The organism is Niallia sp. FSL W8-0951 (assembly GCF_038006525.1).
GTDB lineage: Bacteria > Bacillota > Bacilli > Bacillales > Cytobacillaceae > Niallia > Niallia circulans.
The window spans coordinates 403,100-422,860 of sequence record NZ_JBBOVK010000002.1 but is presented as its reverse complement, the minus strand read 5'-3'; the positions used below and the strand labels follow the sequence as shown (position 1 = coordinate 422,860).

17 protein-coding genes are annotated in these 19,761 nt (G+C 34.8%); 8 read left to right on the top strand and 9 right to left on the bottom strand.

Features of this window, described 5'->3' with window-relative positions:
- Positions 1–198: 198 nt before the first annotated feature.
- The 3 genes from NSS71_RS22000 to NSS71_RS21990 all read right to left on the bottom strand — a co-directional run bounded on the left by NSS71_RS22000 (position 199) and on the right by NSS71_RS21990 (position 3,338).
- Positions 199–1,497, bottom strand: a complete 1,299-nt coding sequence (locus tag NSS71_RS22000) for an ABC transporter substrate-binding protein (protein WP_047941803.1) — start codon at positions 1,495–1,497, stop codon at positions 199–201.
- A gap of 75 nt (positions 1,498–1,572) precedes the next feature.
- On the bottom strand, positions 1,573–2,400 hold the full coding sequence (locus tag NSS71_RS21995) for a carbohydrate ABC transporter permease (RefSeq protein ID WP_047941802.1): 828 nt from the start codon (positions 2,398–2,400) through the stop codon (positions 1,573–1,575).
- Positions 2,400–3,338: a carbohydrate ABC transporter permease gene (locus tag NSS71_RS21990; protein ID WP_369989046.1), complete on the bottom strand. Its 939-nt coding sequence runs from the start codon at positions 3,336–3,338 to the stop codon at positions 2,400–2,402. The genes NSS71_RS21995 and NSS71_RS21990 overlap by 1 nt, the downstream gene beginning before the upstream one ends.
- Positions 3,339–3,598: 260 nt before the next feature.
- Between NSS71_RS21990 and NSS71_RS21985 the strand changes: the two genes are divergently transcribed.
- From NSS71_RS21985 to NSS71_RS21970, 4 genes are all read left to right on the top strand, one after another.
- Positions 3,599–5,404, top strand: a complete 1,806-nt coding sequence (locus NSS71_RS21985; protein WP_336045371.1) for a sensor histidine kinase — start codon at positions 3,599–3,601, stop codon at positions 5,402–5,404.
- Entirely contained in the window at positions 5,385–6,962 is a 1,578-nt protein-coding gene (locus tag NSS71_RS21980; RefSeq protein WP_341152044.1) for a response regulator, read from the top strand. Before NSS71_RS21985 ends, NSS71_RS21980 begins: the two co-directional genes overlap by 20 nt.
- A 51-nt stretch (positions 6,963–7,013) precedes the next feature.
- Entirely contained in the window at positions 7,014–7,613 is a 600-nt protein-coding gene (locus NSS71_RS21975) for a class I SAM-dependent methyltransferase (protein WP_047941798.1), read from the top strand.
- 248 nt (positions 7,614–7,861) lie between these two features.
- On the top strand, positions 7,862–9,898 hold the full coding sequence (locus tag NSS71_RS21970; protein ID WP_341152043.1) for a bifunctional diguanylate cyclase/phosphodiesterase: 2,037 nt from the start codon (positions 7,862–7,864) through the stop codon (positions 9,896–9,898).
- 115 nt (positions 9,899–10,013) lie between these two features.
- Here the strand turns inward: NSS71_RS21970 and NSS71_RS21965 are convergent, their stop codons facing one another.
- Positions 10,014–10,208: a hypothetical protein gene (locus tag NSS71_RS21965; protein ID WP_047941796.1), complete on the bottom strand. Its 195-nt coding sequence runs from the start codon at positions 10,206–10,208 to the stop codon at positions 10,014–10,016.
- A 133-nt stretch (positions 10,209–10,341) separates the two neighbouring features.
- On the opposite strand from NSS71_RS21965, the gene NSS71_RS21960 reads away from it, so the two are divergent.
- Positions 10,342–10,572, top strand: coding sequence for an excisionase family DNA-binding protein (locus tag NSS71_RS21960; protein WP_047941795.1), 231 nt, complete (start codon positions 10,342–10,344; stop codon positions 10,570–10,572).
- Positions 10,573–10,900: 328 nt separating this feature from the next.
- Here NSS71_RS21960 and NSS71_RS21955 read toward each other — a convergent pair.
- Positions 10,901–12,459 (bottom strand): IS3 family transposase gene (locus NSS71_RS21955; RefSeq protein ID WP_251689717.1). Its coding sequence is split into 2 segments (ribosomal slippage): positions 10,901–11,820 and positions 11,820–12,459, totalling 1,560 coding nucleotides; the frame shifts between segments, so codons are not numbered across the junction.
- Between the two features lie 122 nt (positions 12,460–12,581).
- Entirely contained in the window at positions 12,582–12,893 is a 312-nt protein-coding gene (locus NSS71_RS21950) for a winged helix-turn-helix transcriptional regulator (protein WP_047941794.1), read from the bottom strand.
- A 141-nt stretch (positions 12,894–13,034) separates the two neighbouring features.
- Here NSS71_RS21950 and NSS71_RS21945 point away from each other — a divergent pair, with 141 nt between their 5' ends.
- Positions 13,035–13,889: a VOC family protein gene (locus NSS71_RS21945; protein WP_341152042.1), complete on the top strand. Its 855-nt coding sequence runs from the start codon at positions 13,035–13,037 to the stop codon at positions 13,887–13,889.
- 106 nt (positions 13,890–13,995) lie between these two features.
- Positions 13,996–14,835, top strand: a complete 840-nt coding sequence (locus tag NSS71_RS21940) for an STAS domain-containing protein (RefSeq protein ID WP_341152041.1) — start codon at positions 13,996–13,998, stop codon at positions 14,833–14,835.
- Between the two features lie 267 nt (positions 14,836–15,102).
- Here the strand turns inward: NSS71_RS21940 and NSS71_RS21935 are convergent, their stop codons facing one another.
- From NSS71_RS21935 to NSS71_RS21925, 3 genes are all read right to left on the bottom strand, one after another.
- Complete coding sequence (locus tag NSS71_RS21935) at positions 15,103–15,768, bottom strand: DUF4352 domain-containing protein (RefSeq protein ID WP_095322592.1); 666 nt, start codon at positions 15,766–15,768, stop codon at positions 15,103–15,105.
- A gap of 173 nt (positions 15,769–15,941) precedes the next feature.
- Positions 15,942–17,327, bottom strand: coding sequence for an alkaline phosphatase (locus NSS71_RS21930; protein WP_445668946.1), 1,386 nt, complete (start codon positions 17,325–17,327; stop codon positions 15,942–15,944).
- Between the two features lie 162 nt (positions 17,328–17,489).
- The gene (locus tag NSS71_RS21925; protein WP_251687922.1) at positions 17,490–18,197 is read right to left on the bottom strand and encodes an aspartate/glutamate racemase family protein; all 708 of its coding nucleotides are present in this window, start codon (positions 18,195–18,197) and stop codon (positions 17,490–17,492) included.
- A gap of 113 nt (positions 18,198–18,310) precedes the next feature.
- Between NSS71_RS21925 and pdxR the strand changes: the two genes are divergently transcribed.
- A complete protein-coding gene (gene pdxR, locus NSS71_RS21920) occupies positions 18,311–19,705 on the top strand; it encodes a MocR-like pyridoxine biosynthesis transcription factor PdxR (protein WP_341152039.1) in 1,395 nt (464 codons plus the stop codon).
- The last annotated feature ends 56 nt before the right edge of the window (positions 19,706–19,761 follow it).

Sequence of the window (19,761 nt, the reverse complement as noted above, 5' to 3'; positions counted from 1 at the left end):
GAGGAATGCCTTTTATTTGGCACTCCTTCATACTATCTATTTTCAAGGGGGGACTTGAAAAAGAAATTTAATGACTATAGCTATATCATACCCATATATTATGAATAATATATGACAAAACTATCAATAAATCTTAAATAAATTGTTAAGATAAGATAAATGTATGAATATTAGCTAGTATCTCATATTGTGCATCTACTATTTTTTTAGTTTAGCCCAAGTATCGTCCAATGCTTTCATTGTTTCCTCGCGTGATTTTTGACTTCCTACATATGCTTGAAGACTAGCACCAAACTCCTGTCCAGCACCATCAGGATATTTCGTAAATTGCCATGTATATGTTCTGCCTTCCTGTGAGTATTTTTGAATCTCTGCGCCTAAGGGACCGATATCTTCAGCTGTGGCAGTGATTGTTTCAAATGCTGGAACATATTTGAAGTCCTTTACAATAGATTCTTTTGCGAAATCGGAAGTAACCATCCAGTTTAAGAAATCTAATGCTGCTTCTTTATCTTTTTCAGGAGCATCCTTATGAACAACCCAGTTTGTAGGCACATCCACCATTAGCTTATCCGATTTTTCCTTCTCATCACTTAATGGCATTGGGATAAAGCCTACCTCCAAGTTAGGAGAAATTTTATCAATCATCGGCTGAATCCAGTTTCCTTGCTGGATCATCGCAGCTTCACCTGTTGCAAAAAGAGTTACTTGGGTATTATAGTCTGTTGTTAATGGATTCTTATTACCATAATCAATGGTTAAATCCAGTAAATCAAAGTATTTGTCAAAATGCTCATTCCCTTCGATTTTTGCCGATCCGTCATTTAATCCTTTAATAAAGGCGTCGGCATCTTCTTGATAAGCGAAAGGAACATTTAGTCCATGGTTAGCTAAAACCCACCATTCACCATAACCAATCGAAAAAGGTGTAATTCCAGCAGCTTTTAACTTTTTAGCAGCTGCTTCTAGTTCAGAAAATGTTGTTGGTATTTCCGTAATACCTGCCTTTTTAAATAATGCTTTATTATAGGCAAATCCATATCCCTCCAGGTTAACTGGCTGGCCATAAATTTTTCCATCTACTGTCATGGGAACTAAGGCACTTTCATATGCGTCCTTTACCCATGGTTGATCTGACAAATCCTCTAATTTATCCAGCCAAGTTAAGGCCTCTTGATATCCACCATTTCCAAAAATATCAGGAGCTGTATTGGAGGCGAATTTTGCTTTTAAAGCAGCCGTTCCATCTGCTCCTCCACCGACTGTTTCAATATTAAAGGTTACATCTGGATGTTCTTTTGAGTATTGATCTGTCAATGCTTTTAATTGATCCGCAATTTCTACTTTTCCGTTAAACAAGTCCACCACTACTTTTTCTCCTTTGCTTGAAGAGGTGTTACTTGAGGCACCCTCATTTGAACAAGCACTTGCAAAGAGCAGAGAAGCAGATAAGATACCAGTTAATAAGGAATACCTTTTCATTTTGTTAAATTTCATTTGATTTCCTCCTGTTTATAGAAATAGCTTATTTATATGGAAGAGGTGGCTTTGTGAACACAGCCTCTTAGCTCCCTATTTAATAGATCCACTAGTAATCCCTTGTATAATATGCTTTTGCATCGAAAAGAAGAAGATTAACAGTGGGACAATTCCTATCATTAGTGCTGCTAGAGCGAGATCCCATTGCTTTGTGTATTGGCCAAAGAAGAAGAAAGTAGCAAGTGGTATTGTCCTCAGTTCTGGATTTTGTAAGACAAGTGATGGTAATAAGTAGTCATTCCATATCCAAAGACTATTTAAGATGATGATTGTTACGGTAATTGGTTTTAATAATGGAAAAACAATTCTCCAGAACACCCCAAAACGAGAGCAGCCATCCATAATAGCAGCTTCTTCTAATTCAACTGGAATTCCTTTAATAAAACCATGATATAAAAAGATAGTCATCCCAGACCCAAAGCCTAAATACATAAATACTAGACCCCAAATACTATTAAGTAAGTGTAAACTTGAGGCTGTTTTAATAAGTGGAATCATAATAGATTGGAAAGGGATAATCATGGCAGCAACAAAGGCCATGAAAATAATCGTGCTAATTTTCTTTTTCGTCCGGACCAGCATATAAGCAGCCATCGAACAGAATACGACTAATACAATATTGCTAGCTATCGTTATAAGAAGAGAGTTGCTAAAAACCTTTAGGAAATTTAACTTTTCAAAAGCATTTAGATAGTTTCCAAATTCAAACGTACTTGGTAAGGAAGAGGTATTTGTTAGTATTTCTGAAAAAGGCTTGAGTGAATTAGAAATCACATAATAAAAGGGAATCAAGAATAATAAGCCTAGTATAATACCAAGCAGTTCCATTAAGAAAGTTTTGCTAGTATACCTGTTTTCCATCAAGATTCCACCTCTTTTCTCTTAGTAATTGTAACCTGTAAAATGGAGATGGCTGCTACAACAATAAAGAAGATAAGTGCTTTGGCTTCCCCAATTCCGTAGCGATTGTTAACAAAGGCTTCGGTATAAATATTAAGAGCCAGCATTTCCGTTGATTTAAAAGGACCTCCATTTGTTAACGAAAGGTTGGCGTCGAATATTTTAAAGGAAGATGCAGTTGTTAAGAATAAGCATATTGTCACAGCAGGAGCAACAAGTGGAACTTTAATATTTCGCAGCACTTGAAAGCGGTTTGCTCCATCCATTTTTGCTGCTTCAATTAGTTCTTTTGGAATGTTTTGCAATGCAGCTATATAAATGAGCATAATATATCCTGCTCCTTGCCATACGCTGACAATTACAATTCCCCAAAAGGCGGTATTTTTATCTCCTAACCATGCTAACTCAAATAGTGGTATCCCTGTAAGTTCTCCAATAGAAGCGAATCCTCTAATAAAGATAAATTGCCAGATAAAGCCGAGTAAGAGGCCGCCGAGTAGATTAGGCATAAAAAATACAGTACGTAATAGATTGCTAGATTTTAGTTTTTGAGTAACAAGCAGTGCTAGGCTAAAACCAATGGCGTTTGTCAAAATAATCGCTACAACAGTGTAAACAGCAGTCAGCTTAAAAGATTGGAGAAACTGTTTATCGTCTGTGAAGATATACTTAAAATTATCCAATCCAACCCACTTAATCTCTCCAGTTATGCCATTCCAATCGGTAAAGGAATAATAGATGCCAGAAAAAAATGGAACAAGCACCACAATTGTAAATGCAATAAAAACAGGACCTACAAATAGAGAAAATAAACCTGCTTCCTTCCAGTTCTTCTTCTTTTTTGTAGAGAGTGATTTTTTTCTCGTTACACTTGACTGGTGTACAGGGGGAGTTTCTATTTTTTCTATATTATTTGGATTATTCACTTTCTGCACCTCCTATTTTTATAATATAATGGTTATACCTTTTGGGTAACCGCTTACATTGACAAGGAAGGTGTAATATATTGACCACTCCTTATGTATTATTTTTATAAGGAATGGTTTGGAGAGGAGGAGAGAGAGATTAGAATAATGTCCACTTTAGGCGTATATCAAAAAAACGGAGTTTATTTAAGGCTTCTCGACCGAAAATGAAATGGGGTATTCGAAAAAAATTAATGATTTTCTTGCTTCTTGCTACTATTCTTCCTTTTGGAAGCAGTATCGTCCTTACCTATTTTCAAACCATTCATCATGTTAACAAGGAATCAGTTGCATACAATACAGAGTTAATGAAGAAGGGAAAGGAAGAGTTAGGTACGTACTTAGAGGATATTGCTTTAATGTCTACCGTATTATATCGTTATACTCCTTTCATGAATGTACTAACACAGGGAGTGGGAGAGAATAACAAGGAGAATATGGAAGAGGTACGTCGAGTGCTGGCATATGTGTACAATTCTCGTTCAGAAATAGAGCAAATGCATTTATATATTAATAAAGGGAGAGATTCTGTTACAAATTATCACTCGCGCATAAGTGGGAGAGGTGAAAATAAAAATATCTATTTTCATCCATATTATCGGAGATTAGAGGAAAGTGAAACAAACTATTCGCTTATCGAACCACCACATACGATATACAGTTATAATGGCTTATCGATTATTCCTAACTCTGAGAAATCAACTGTTCTATCCCTTCATAATAAGATTAGAAATGTGCCATCTAATGATATTTTGGGATTTATGTCTATTGATATAAATCTTTCAAAAATAGATGGGATTGTGAATAGGCTATATAAAGATAAGGAAGGTATTTCCATTATAAATGAAAATGGAACTGTAATTTACTCTTCCAATAAAGCTGTAATCGGCAAAAAAACAAAGGATAAATGGTTTTATAAAGTTCAAACAAATCCCCAACAAAATAACATAAAGTGGGAAAGTAAAGATTTTTCAGGGGTTATTTTTTATGAAAATATTGCTGTTCAGGATAATAATTGGTATATGGTAAAAAGTATCCCTTACTCTAGTCTTTATCAAGGTGCGAGGGCAACGGCATTTATGAATACGATGATTGCCTTAGTGGCTTTAATTATGGTATTAGTCATAACAATGATTATTTCCTTTAAGATTACTGCTCCAATTAAAGTTTTAATGGAAAATATGAAAAAGGTAGAGAAGGGGATTTTTGTGGCAAACTTTGAGGCGGGAGGAAATGATGAAATCGGAATGCTTGGTAGGCGTTTCAAATCGATGGTATTACAAATCAATAGATTAATAGACAAAGAATATAAACTGCAAATTGAGAATAAGTCAGCTCAATTAAAGGTATTGCAATCACAAATAAATCCCCATTTTCTATACAATAGTTTTCAGTCCATAGGCACACTTGCTCTAAAAATGAATGCAGTTCCTGTTTATACATTATTGACTTCTCTCTCGGATATGATGCGATACAGTATGGATATGAGAGAAGCTATGGTGCCGCTATCGAAAGAATTAAAACATACACAATCCTATCTGTCTCTTCAAAAACAGAGGTTTGAGGATGAGCTAAATATAATATTAATAATCGAACCGAGCACACATGAAATTGTTGTTCCGAAAATGCTGCTACAGCCAATTATTGAAAACTGCTTTAAACATGGTTTTAGTAATAAAATGGAGGGCGCAAGAATTACAATCCGTGCTTATACAGAGGATGATGATTTAGTAATTATTGTCGAGGATAATGGGATAGGAGTAAGCAGCGAAAGACTACAGACGATTCATAAAAAATTATATTATGAGGAACGAAGAAAGGAGGATAAAGAAAGAGAATCAATCGGATTAAATAATATTTACGATCGTTTGCAACTTTACTATGAGGGACAAGCAAGCTTTGTAATCGACAGTATCGAAAAGAAAGAGTTTACCGTAATGATTCGTATCCCAATAATTTCACATGAAGGAGTGAATGAAGATGAAGGCACTAATCGTTGATGATGAAAGGCATGTTCGTGAAGGAATTAAGCTTCTTGCTGATTGGTCAGGAAATGAAATTACAGACATTTACGAAGCAAGTAATGGAGAAGATGCTATTCAAATAATAGAAGCGGCAAATCCCGAAATTATTTTTTCTGATATGAAAATGCCAAAGGTCGACGGTACTCAGCTTTTAAAATGGATGGATGAGCATTACGCTCATGGGAAGACGATAGTAGTTACAGGTTATGATGATTATCATTACATGAGGAAGGCAATGCATTACGGAAGCTCAGACTATTTATTGAAGCCTATTAACCCTGAAATGCTGAATGATACATTAAGGAGGGTAGTGAACGAGTGGAAACAAGAGGAAGAGGAAAGGAAAAGGAAGCTTAATAGAACACAACTTATTAATAAAATGAAGCCAGCGTATCGTGATCACCAATTAACACAGATGTTAAATAATGATCCATTCGATAAACATGTCTTGGAGGAATTTCTTTTAACCAAAGCACAGGCCTATACAATCGGACTCTTACAAGTAAGTAATGGAATCGTGGAAGAATTTAAATGGGATAAAGATCTCACTCTTTTTACACTCTTGAATGTAATAAATGAGGAGCTTAGCAGCAATAATAAGGGAATTGCCTTTCATTATGTAACCGGAAGAGGAGAAATTGTCCTTCTTCTCTTAAGAAGGAAAGAGGAAGCGGTTGTCATCATGAGAGAAGTACATACTACTATCCTAAAGTTATTAGGAATCTCTTGTACTTTATCAATGGGATTAGAAGTTACTTCCGTTAACCAGTTGAATCTTTCTTATCAGTATGCTAAGTCTATTATGATGAATCGAGATGTTTTGGGGAATCAACAAGGAAAAATAATGACAGAGAAAAAGGAATATGAGATAAAAAGCTTAATGGGTTATTCAAGCTCGATAAAAATGGCGATTCAAACGGGAGAATTACATGCTTTTCAATCACTTATTGGGCAGATCCAAAAAGATATGATGAATAATCCACCATTATCATTAAGCCAGCTTTTGCATTTGGAGCATGAATATTTAATGATAAGTACAAGATGGTTTAAGGAGTTCAATCTCCCGATAAGAATTCCCTCCAATATTGAGGAGCGTATTTATTCATTTATGGACAAAGAGGGTATTTTTCAGTTGGAAGCATATAAAGCAAGGAAGAAAAAAGAAATAGCATCGTTTCTTCGACGAGTAAAAAGACAAAATGCCCGAAGATCGCAAAATGTTATTCACGAAATTGAAAAGTACATAAAAGCAAATTTTCATCGGGAGATTAAGCTTCAAGAAATATCGGAGCACTTTTACATCAGTAGAGAATATATTTCAAGAAAATTCAAACAAGAGTATCATGTCAATATTTCAGAGTATTTAGTTACCATCCGAATGAAAAAAGCTCAAGAATTATTGAAAAGCAGTAATTTGAAAGTTTATGATATTGCTAATATGATTGGATACCAAGATGATAAATATTTTCGCAAAGTATTTAAAAAAATCATAGGTGTTTCACCTAATGAATACCGTGAGATGGAAATAAGATAGAGTGAAAATGTATATTTGGGATTTTTTCGGTATTAAGAAACTAGATGAAAGGTGAATGCTTTGAACTACGATAAATTATTACATATTGAAACAGAAGAAATACAAGTAGGATTCCATAAGTCCTATCATTATCATCGATATGAACCAACTCCATATGAGCATTTGGAGCAATTATTTCGCGAATTTCCGCTTCGTGAGACAGATTATGTAGTTGATTTTGGATGTGGAAAAGGGCGTTTAAACTTTTATATTCATTATGTATTTCAGTCGACTGTAAAGGGAGTTGAAATCAATGAAGACTTTTATTATCAAGCGCTTCTTAATTTAGAACAATACGCAAAAAGCAGAAAGAAAAAGAAAGAAAAGATACATTTTTATTTAGGAAGAGCAGAGGATTTTTTGGTACAGCCAGAAGATAATTATTTCTATTTTTTTAATCCTTTTTCCTTGCCTATCTTTCAAAAAATTATTAGTAATATCGTGTACTCACTGGAACAAAATAGTCGCAAGGTCAACATTATTCTCTATTTTCCTTCAGATGAATATCGATTTTTTATGGATAACCATGCATTATTCAAAAAGAAAGGAGAGGTGAAAGTCGGGAATAGGACAGAAAAGGATACGTTTATCATTTATCAATCTCTTTATTAGGCATTGTTTCTTGCCCGTTAAATCTTTAAAGATTTAACGGGATTTAATTTATTTTAATTTTTTTGGGAGATAATACCATTAATGAAAGGATTGTCTAAAGTGAATTTTTCCTTTATATTCAATTTATACAAGTAGAAAGTCTTAGGTAAAAAGTTTTGAATAACATGCGTTAATCGAAAGCGAAAAAGAGATAATCAAGAGAAATCGCTTATTAGAATATTTTTAGAGGGGAAATTACTATTTTTACATTGCCTAATGCTGATTCAGTAACTTATTTACAAGTGGAATATTCTATTCCTATTATTCTATTATCGATCTTAATCGCATGTTTAGCATCTTATACGGCGCTTTCCATGAATGAGCGGATTGTTTATAATAGTTTTTTTCATCGATATATTTGGTTAGGATTAGCATCTATTACCATGGGGTTCGGAATTTGGTCTATGCATTTTATTGGGATGAGCGCCTCTATGCTCCCAGTAAATATGAAATATAATATTCCATTAACGATACTTTCAATAGTACCAGCTATTCTAGCTGCTTTTTTGGCTTTCAGCCTATCAAGCAAAGCTAGAAATTCTAGTAGATTAATTGTATTCGCGGGGATATTTATGGGGATTGGTATTAGTGCTATGCACTATATTGGAATGAGAGCAATGGTTATAGAGGCTAATTATGCCTATCATTTTGGCTATTTTACTTTATCTGTTGTTATTGCCGTGCTTGCTTCTTTTGCTTCCTTATTTATTTTTCTAAAGTTACAGCCATATATGAATAACTTTATTGTGAAATGTATTACCTCTCTTTTGATGGGAATTACGATATCAAGTATGCATTATACTGGAATGCATGCTGTCAGGTATTATGTGGATTCAGAAAGAGAACTTATTCATTCCCACGCAAATCATCTTAGTATAAAATCAATCATTCTCGGTATATCAATTGGTATGGCTATTCTTTTTTTATTTTCTTTTTTATCTAGCTTGCTGGATCGCTATGTCGACTATCGGTTAAATCATTTTGATGCATTAACGAAGCGCCCCAATCGCAGGCAGTTTGAAAAAGTGATAGGCTCTGCTACTTATTTAAGTGGGATAGCAATTCTTCATATTCATAATATAAATAAATGGAATAGTAAGTATGGCTACTATTTTGGTGATAAAATCATTATTTATATAGAAGAAGTGTGTAGGAAGCTAGTAGGCCATAATATAGAATTGTTTCGAATAGAAGGAAATCGTTTTGCGTTCTTAAGTAGGACAAATGAGGATCTAGAGAATTTAATTTTAGAACTTAATCGTCTAACAGCCATAATATCTAGTCCTGTAATAATTGATGATCAAATGATCAAGATAGAGACAGCTATTGCATTGTCTGTTAATGAGAAAAAGGTTTCTGCCAAACAAATATATTTAAATGCTGTAGCAGTTTTAACTCATTATTCGCTTCGCTATGAAAATGAAATAATAAAGTATGATTCAGGTAAACATAAGCGAACATTTGCTAATCATCTTGTGAGTGAGATAGAAGATGCCCTCATAAAAAAACAATTATACTTAGTGTATCAGCCTAAAGTAAATTTAAACTCAAAGGAAGTAGCAGGAGTGGAAGCTTTATTAAGATGGAAGCATCCTAGATATGGGGAGATTTCTCCAGGAGTTTTTATTCCTATTTTAGAAGCGTCTGACAAAATTTGGGAAGTTACTGACTGGATTATGGAAGAGATCTGCAAGCAAATGGCCAGATGGCAAAATCAAGATAGAAGCCTATCTGTGGCATTTAATATTCCTGGTCCTTATGTTACTTCTCGACGACTAATGAGAAACTTAAAAGCGTATGTAGAGAAATATAAGCTAAGTCCATCATTAATCGAGTTAGAGATTACTGAAACAAGCGCCGTCGGTAATATGGAAGGAGCAATTCAATCCGTGCAAGCTTATAGAAATGCAGGTTTTTCTGTTGCTCTTGACGATTTTGGTACTGGGGTATCATCTTTGTCCTATTTAAAAAGAATTCCAGTCAATACATTGAAAATAGATAAATCCTTTATTGATGAAGTTCCAGAATCGCAAAAAGATGGAGAAATTATTAAAGCTATTATTGCCTTGGCAAGTTCTTTGCATTTATGCATTGTGATAGAAGGGGTAGAAAGAGAAGAGCAAATTGAATATTTATCTACCATAAATAAATGGCCGATTATCCAAGGATATTATTATGCTAAACCGATGAATAATCTTGCTTTGGAAGAGTGGCTTTATATGTTTGAAGAAGAAAAAACAGGATAGAAGTTTGAAAAATAAGATCATCCGCTTTTAAGTTAAAAGAAAGATCCTTTTCTTTTCGTGGGATCTTTGAGATAAATAGAAATGATAAGTGAAATAGGGTGGTTGATTTGCGTGACTATTCTGCAGATAATTTAATATCTTTAGAGAAGGCTCCTGTATTTTTTGATTTACAAGAATCATTTTCTAATTTAATAGTTGGTAAAATGGGGGCATTTTCCTTTCTAGTTTTAGCAAAGAAAGACTGATAAAATATGAAAGAGAAACAACAAAAGATCATAACTAAAAATAAGCTGTTTAGAACGAAATTCATTTATTCATCCTCCTTTTGATGGTGCTGATATGGTAACTATACCGTTTATTGATGAAGGCAGTATAAAGACAGAGTTAAGTTTAAATGGAGTCAGTGTAAAGATGAATAGCAAATAGATGAAAGAGGTGTTTTTATGTATTTATCCGTGCAAGAAACCGCAGAATTGCTGTCGATTTCAGAAATGAAAGTGAAAAACCTTATTTTACAAAATCAGATTAGGGCCATTTATGATGGGACGGATTATCTTATTAACAAGGAGCAATTTAATACGCATTTTAAGCAAGTGGAAAAATATAAAACGTTTGTAGAAGAAGTATTAAGTGAGCCAATTCCTGAGGATTTAGACATTAAAGATGAGGATTAGTGTTTTTTAGTTTGTTAATAATAAGGCTGACAAACAACTAAATAAGAAGGTAAAGACGAATCAATAAATTTAAATAAATGCCTTGCTGACATCTATTCGTAAGAGCTTGCCGTCGAGGTTTAAGAGCGTCTATTCTTATTGTAGGAGTGGAGTGTCCTTATCTCCGCTCCACTTCAATTTTTTCGAAAATAATTATAGCCCAGGGAAAACGGAGTGAATCAGTTTGTAGATGATAACTAAAAACTATCTTTTTAAAGTGAATAAAAACCCAAACAATCATATGTGAACTGCCCCCTGTCAAGTAGACAGTGGAAATAATAAAAAAGATCTAAGCGGCTTTAACTCTATATTCCATAGGGCTAAGGCCGTTTAATCGTTTTTGATATCTATTGTTATTATAAAATTGGATATAGTCATCTATCGCAAGAGAAAGTTCCTCAAAGGTCTTATATTTGTGTAAATAATACTTTTCGCATTTCAGTGTCCCCCAAAAAGACTCCATTGGACCATTATCAATACACTTTCCAACTCGTGACATACTGTGTGTTATCTCTGCCTTGTCTACTTTAAGCTTAAAACCTTTTGAAGTATACTGATACCCTCGATCACTATGGATAATTGGATGTTCTTCCTCCAATAAAAGTACGGTTGCTTGATCAAGCGTTTGGAATACAAGTTCATTATTATTCGAATGTCCTAAAACATAGCTAACAATGGATCCATCATAAAGATCCCGAATGGCACTTAAATATGCCTTCTTTGATGAACCATACTTAAATTCTGTCACATCCGTCACCCACTTTTCATTTGGTTTTATTGCGGTAAATTCCCGATTTAAGATATTCTCTGCCACTTGTTGGGGAACGGAGCGTTTATAACGTTTTTTCTTGATACGAATGATCGAGCGTAAGCCAACCACTTTCATTAGTCGATAAATTCTTTTATGATTCAATCTTTCTTTAAACTGTCTATTCATGTGAAGGGTCATTTGGCGATAACCGAAGATGCCCTCCACTTTTTCATGGAGAATTTTCATCTCTTTCATGATTTTCTCATTCAATATCTCTTGAGAAGAAGGAACGCGATGAAGCCACTTATAATAGGCGGATCGTGCAATTCCCGCTATTTCACTCAGTAAACGAATGCTTATATTCTCTTCCTGATGGATCTCTTGAATAGCGATATACTTATCCTCCGATTGGATTTGACTTATTTTTGCCTCCTTTCGATCTCCTCTAACTTTTTTAAAAATAAGTTTTCTGCACGTAATCGCTCATTTTCTCTTTCTAACTTCTTCATTTGAAGAGTCATTTTCTCCTCTGGAGTTAGCTCGGATTCCTCTTTCGTAGAACCACGCCTATCTTTCAATGCATCTACTCCGCCATCTTCATACTTCTTAACCCATTGATAGATTTGTTGATAAGAAACCTGATGAGTATTAGCTGCTTCTTGATAGTCTTTTTTGTTCCCTAAACAATCTAGCACAATTTGTATTCGTTCTTCCCAAGTCGTTTTTCTTCCCTTAGTCATAGAGCTCGTCCTTCCTTGTGACGTATCTTTTATTTCACTATGACTATTATACTTCTTAATCCACCTTCTAAGGACAGATGGATCTGATATTTCATACATTCTCGTAATTTCACGAATCGAGTAATTTCCAGAGGCATAATCTTGAATAGCGGATAACTTTAGTTCTTTAGAATACTTTTTCCAGGAAGAAGTCTCTTTTAGTCCTTCTAAACCGAATGTATCAAATTTATATTTCCATTCCAAAACGGTAGAAAAGTGCACCTTATAAATCGATGAAACTTGGAGTGACGAATTTACTTCCCCTAAAGCTTTCACTATTTGATATTTCTCTTCTACAGAATAAGATTTTCTAGGCATAAAAATACTCCCCTATAAGTAACCAGATTTTTATTTTTTAATCTGTCTACCTATAGGGGAGCATATCAATGGTATCTCCGTATAATTATTCGGGTTATCATCGACCGGAAAACTTTATATGGTTATACTTCTAGCCATGAATGAGACCAATTTTCGATTTCTTTCATAATTGGTTCTAATGAACGCCCTTTTTCTGTTAGAGAATATTCAATTCTAACCGGCGTTTCAGGGTATACCTCTCGTACCACAATATCAGCTTGCTCTAAATCCTTTAATCTCTCCGATAAAAGTCTTCCGCTTATTCCAATGGAGGATTCTATAGAACAGAAACGTTGAGGACCGTTTAACAGCTGATAAATAATTAAACCAGTCCAGCGTTGGCTTAAGATACTCATTGCTTTTTCAAACCGTGGACAAATTGTTGAATGGTTCATCTTACATCCCCCCTCGTAATAATTATACAATAATTATTATTTTAAGTAAAAATATTATGAATCATAACTTGATTACTTTACAACTGTTGTTTATTAAAATAAAATTACTTACATAAAGTAACTAAAAATGGAGGAAAAAGAATGACATTTCATAACGATTCAACTATTTATGCAAAATCAATAACTTTAAAAGTATCTAATCTAGAAAAGTCTCTTTTGTTCTATACGAAAATAATTGGTTTTTCAGTTGCGAGTCAAGATAAAAGGACTGCATCTTTACGTGCAGGAACAGGGGAACCTTTTTTATTTATAGAAGAATTAAAAGAAATCGAGCCTAAAACGGTACGAACAACAGGACTCTATCATTTTGCTATCTTGGTGCCATCAAGAGAGGAGCTAGGAATTATATTGAACCATTTGCTAGAAACAGGTTATCCATTACAAGGAGCTTCTGATCATTATGTTAGTGAAGCAATCTATCTAGCAGATCCAGATGGAAATGGGATTGAAATCTATCGAGATAGAAAGGCGACAGAGTGGGAGTGGGAAGATGGATTTGTGAAAATGGATACAGCCTATATGGATACAAAAGGAGTGCTTGCATCTGCAGGAAATCGCCAATGGAAAGGTCTTCCCGAGCAAACTATCCTTGGTCATATTCATTTACATGTTGCGGATTTAACAGATACGGTTGATTTTTATGTAAAAGGATTAGGCTTTGATGTCGTTCAAAAATATGGTTCACAAGCGTTCTTTCTTTCAACAGCACAATATCACCATCATATCGGCTTAAATATTTGGAATGGAATGGGGGCACCTGCTCCAGAAAAGAATCATGTTGGTTTAGCTTATTTTGATTTGAGTATACCTGATCACGAAAAACTAGAAGAAATTAAGCATAGAATTGTACAGATAGGGGCATTAATTATCGAAAAAGAGGGTAAATGGTATACATGGGATCCCTCTGGAAATATGATTCATTTAACAGTTTTTTGAATATATAAAGCACTGCTTAATTTCTATTTTCTTATTAAACTTTAAATTAGAGTACATCATTTCCAAGTTGGACTATAATCAACATTTATTAGGAGTGATGCATTAGTTGTACTATAATCAAGGTGTATATCAATATTTCATCGACAATTCAGAAAGATTAACAGAAGAATGGTATAATGATTTGACAAAAAATGATCCAAAAGGTGTGTACGCAGCAACTGATTCATATGCGATTGAGACAATGAAAAAGCAAAACAATGATTTTCATCTTCGTCTTGCAGGTCTCTTTATTAAAGATAGGGAAGAGTTCCTTGAAGACATTAAGGAATGGATTTTTAAAATTGCAACCGATCAGGGGCATTTAGATACACCAATTCATTTTATTATTCGTGAATTTATTCGAACGAGGGAGCAATATTTTCAGTTGATCGAAGAATACGCGGCCAAACATCATGTCGAGCAGTCACGCGTCATTGAATGGAGCCATTCTGTTGTAAAGGTTCTCGATAAAATTATCTTGAAATATACTGAGGAACATCATAATTATTCCAATAGGCAGCTTATAGCACAACAGGATATGATTAATGAATTAAGTTCACCAGTCATTTCTTTGAGTAAATCAAGTGCACTCTTGCCTCTTGTTGGAGATATTGATACAGCGCGTGCTGCTTCTATATTAGAAAATACGATTAAGCAATGTGAAGAGAAGAAAGTATCCAGATTATTTATTGATTTATCTGGTGTAATTATTATTGATACAATGGTTGCCCATCAGATATTCCAATTGATTCATGGTTTAAGCTTAATTGGAGTGAATACGACATTATCAGGTATTCGCCCAGAAATAGCAACAACCGCAATACAGTTAGGATTACCCTTCGCGGATATTTCAATCGCTTCCACGCTTTCTAAAGCAATTGAGCAAGATGGCAACTTTGAAAAGTAAGTAAATTATGAATCAGTGAAAGGGACGAGTACCGTATATAAGGAGCCGCCAACTTCTGTTGTCCAAAATTTGTCCACTTGTATGCAGGTTATCATATAGAGAGACAAGCAACATGTGTCTTATTATTATCGGCTTGTTTATTGGTAGAAGAATTTTTACGCCAGGATTACCTTGCTGGCTCACATTAAATACCAGCTCGTCGTAAAAGGGTTTACCTGACGTACTTGATCTCTTTCAGCGATTTAGAATTAGTAGAGAATGTATATATTATTCTAAGTTAATGTCAATCATTTTTGCTTTTCCTAACAGGTTATCTTGTTCTGTATAGGCATCGCTTGTACTTAACTGGACTTTATTAACGGCAGAATTTTCTAAGATAAAGCCTATATTTCCTTTTTTTCGTTCTCCTGGATTTAATACTCCATTAAGCTCTTCTAAGTAGATATCCTTTTCCCATGTAATCATTTCATCCTTATCTGTTTGGATGAAAGCAATTGGTGAGAACTTCCTAATTTCGTCCGATAGGTTTTCAAGTTCCACAGAAAACTTGATGAAAGTGAATTGTTCTTCATGTGTATAAGTATGATAAAAGTCTATTAAGCTATATGCTGGTCGATAAGCGATAAGTTTGATGTCTTTGACTGCTAGTCTTACGGAATCAACCTGAACTTCCTTGGCTTCTTTAGAAATGGCTTTTAATGTTGCTTCTCCTTTTCTATCGCGATAAAAGTCACCAGCAGCTAGTAAAGCGGCATCATCAATTACTTGCGGATTGGGAGTATAAATATCCGTTGAAACAGTTTTTCTATCTGCAGCTAGCGTGCTCGTTTCTCTTTTCTTTAAATCGTTATTCTTTGTATTAGTATTAGTTTCTTTGCTGCTACAGCCGGCTAGTAAAAGGAAGGTTAATAAATAGATAATATTTTGTCTCAATGGCGTTCCTCCTGATGGAAAAGCTCCCCTCGCGAAAATAGAGGGAAGCACTTCTTTTATTAAAGTAAAGAAAGTACAGGTTAATAGATGGAAGCAGTCCCCGTGTTTCCTATATCTCAGGAAATGTCGCACCAGCCAGCCCCGACGCTCCTAAACAGGTACCCGCCGCCATTCTATTTATCCGTTATTTTTATTTTTGCGTTTAGTAGATTGAAGATAATTTTTGCATGATCTGTATTGTCCTTTTGTCCTGCAAAAAGGTTGCTAGAAGGTCCGTAGGCATAGACAGGAACGTCTTCACCTGTGTGTCCTCCAGTTGTCCAGCCTGTATTGGTTCGTTTATTGAAGATATCTTCAATAGCATTGTCTATAGTAGTGAGGTCCTTTGTATCAGCAGCCTTTTGAACGGTCTGAATTTCCTCTGAAGTTAAGGATAACTGAATATGATCTTTTAAGGTAGATTTTACATTCGCACCATTTACAATTAATTCTGCCATAAAATCAGGTGTTTTCTTTGCTGCTTTGATTGGCTCGCCATACCAATTATAATCCCCATTAGCTGCAATAGAGAATCCGCCAGTTGAATGGTCTGCTGTAGCAACAACTAAAGTATTTTTATCCTTTTTAGCAAAGTCAATTGCTGCTTTATATGCCTTTTCAAAATCCTCCATCTCACTCATTGCAGCGACAATGTCGTTATCATGGCCCGCCCAGTCAATTTGACTACCTTCCACCATAAGAAAAAATCCTTTCTTATTTTTGTTTAAACTATTGATAGCAGTTTTTGTCATTTCCTCTAACGAAGGTGTATCTTTATCTCTATCTATCATTTTCGGCATTCCTGCTTCCGCAAATAGACCAAGCAATTGTGTATCTTTATTCTTCAGTAAATCTTTACGATTCGTTACATAATTGTAGCCAGCCTTCTTAAATTCCTTCGTTAAGTCTCTATCCTGGCGAACGAAAAGGTCTGTCCCACCACCTAGGAGAATATCCACTTTATGCTTACCATTTATCATCTCATCAAAATAATCATCTGCAATGGCATTCATGTTTTTACGATTAATATCATGTGATCCAAAAGATGCTGGGGTTGCATGGGTAATTTCAGAAGTGGCAACAAGACCTGTGGATTTGCCTTTTTCTTTTGCAGCTTCTAAGACGGTTTTCACTTCCGAATGATCATTGTCTACAGCAATAGCATTATTGTATGTTTTAATACCAGCAGACATTGCGGTTGCGGCTGATGCAGAGTCTGTGACATTTTGTTCGGGATCTTCTGGATATGTCATTTGCTGTCCTACTAAATAAGGATCAAAATATGTGCTTTCTGCCGTTTTGGTTTTCGGATTATCTTTTAAATAGCGATATGCGGAAGTGTAAGAAACACCCATTCCATCTCCTATCAGAAAGATAACATTTTTCGGTTTTCCGTTATTGTTTCCATTTTTTTTTGCTGCTGCATCTGTTCCTGTTAATACAGTTGCTAATCCAGCAACTGTTAGAGAAGAGATTACAGCGATTGGCAGCACCTTTTTTTTCCATGATTTTAAGTTCAAATTTTTCCCCTCCATTATTTAGGCTCGCTTTATTATCATGGAAAAAAGTTAAGCTTGTTTTACAGTAGTTTAGAGAAAAAGTAAAAAAAACTAGGATAAATGTACCCTAGTTCGATAGTAATGATAGAGGTCGTTTGCCTATGGAAAAGGAAAAAGAGTTTTTTACTTTAATGCAAAATTTTTATCGAGTGCATAGGAAACGGCTGCTTGAGCATGTAAAAATGTTGTATCAAATAGCGGAATAGAACTGTCTTCTTGTTTTATAAGTAAGGGAATCTCTGTACATCCTAAAATTATCCCTTCAGCGCCTTGTGCTTGAAGTTTGTCTATAATACGCAAATAGATAGCCTTTGATTCTGGAAGGATTATCCCTTTGCATAATTCATCGAATATAATTTGATGAACTGCTTCTCTATCCTCTTTGTCAGGAATAATTGTTTCAATCTCTTGTTGTAAAAGTGCTTCTTTATAAAAGGACTGCTCCATTGTAAACATCGTTCCTAATAAGCCGACTTTTTTTAAGGTAGCTTTTTTTATTTCATATCCAGTGACATCTGCGATATGAAGTAATGGAATAGTGATAGCTGCTTGTACTTCTTTTGCCATTTTATGCATAGTATTGGTACAGATAATTACGATATCAGCACCGCCCGCTTCCAGTGTTTTAGCGGCATTTATCATTAATACAGTGGCTTCATCCCAATGTCCAGCTTTTTGCAGAGCAACAATTTCTTCAAAGTCAAAGGAATATAGAAGCAATTTAGCAGAATGTAATCCACCCATTTGTTCTTTTACGAATGTATTTATATAGCGATAATAATCAGCTGTTGATTCCCAGCTTAACCCGCCAATTAGTCCAATTGTTTTCATTAGATACTCCTTTATGTCCATTTTTTCACATCATAACATGGTATACTGGTATAGAATAGAGCCAGTAATTATATACTTTTATAGTACCAGTTTGTTTTTTAGGAGGATTCTGCATGATCTTTATTACGATTGACCGATCCAGTTCTATTTCTTTAACACAGCAAATTTATGATCAAGTTCGTAATGGAATATTGGAAAAGCAATTAAAAGAGGGAGATAGACTAGCTTCCTCAAGAGAATTAGCAAGCTCTATTGGAGTTTCGCGAAATATTGTGCTGGAGGCGTACGAACGTTTAATTGCAGAAGGCTATTTAGAAGTAAGACCAAAGTCAGGGACTTTTGTAGCAAGAGGGACTTCTCTTTCGTTTACAGAAAATACAAGAAGAAAAGAAACTCCTAAAAAAAGCGATGCGAATAAAAAGAGGTATATTGATTTTAAAGCAGGGAATCCAGCAATCGATTATTTTCCAAGGAAGAAATGGGCACAATTAACAAAGGAAATTTGTTTGCATTCTTCGGAAGCAGTCTTTGGATATGGAGAGGCCTCTGGAATGAAAGAATTAAAGAATGCCCTTGTTGACTATTTAAAAAGAGTTAGAGGGGTGCAATGCAGGGCAGAGCAAATTTTTATTACATCGGGTGCTACTCAAGGATTGAAGCTAATCACAGAAATGCTTGGGAGAGGAAATAAAACGATAGCAGTTGAGGATCCTGTGACAGATGAAATGAGAAATATTTTTACTTTTAGCAATGGACAAATCATTCCTGTTCCTGTAGATGAAAATGGGATTGATCCAAGTGGATTACCAAAACAATCCCCCAGTTTTGTCTTTGTTATTCCTTCCCATCAATTTCCTTTAGGGGGTATTCTTTCTATTCAAAGAAGGCTGCAATTAATCGAGTATGCGAAAAAGATGGATTGCTATATTGTAGAAGATGATTATGACAGTGAATTTACCTATGAGGGGGCTCCTGTACCGTCTATCCAAGGAATAGCACCTAACCACGTTATATATGTAGGAACTTTTAGCAAAATTCTTTCACCAGGCTTACGGATAGGATATGTAATTTTACCAGAGGAATTAATAAGTGATTTTGAACAGCTTAAGTGGTTTTCAGACAGACATACTTCCTCTCTGGAACAATTAGTATTAGCCCGTTTTATCAGGGAAGGCTATCTAGATCGGCATGTTCGCAAAATGAAAAAAATATATAAAGAAAAACGGGAACGGTTAGTCTTAGCTATTCAGCAAAATTTTGAATATGCTACCATCATTGGTAAATCGGCAGGAATGCATTTAGTTGTCGAAATTCCAGATACAGATTTTCATTCCACCTTCATACATAAAATCGAGGAAAATGGAGTAAAGGTATATCCGATTGAACAGTATAGTTTAGTTAAAGGAAAGCATAAGAGTAGAATTGTAATGGGTTATGGTGGATTATCCCTCGAACAGATTGAAAAAGGCGTCCGATTATTGCGAGAAATCCTTAATACAGAAAAATAGTCTTTTTAATGGAAAAACTATCTGAAATTCATTTTTTTTTAATATGATATATGTAA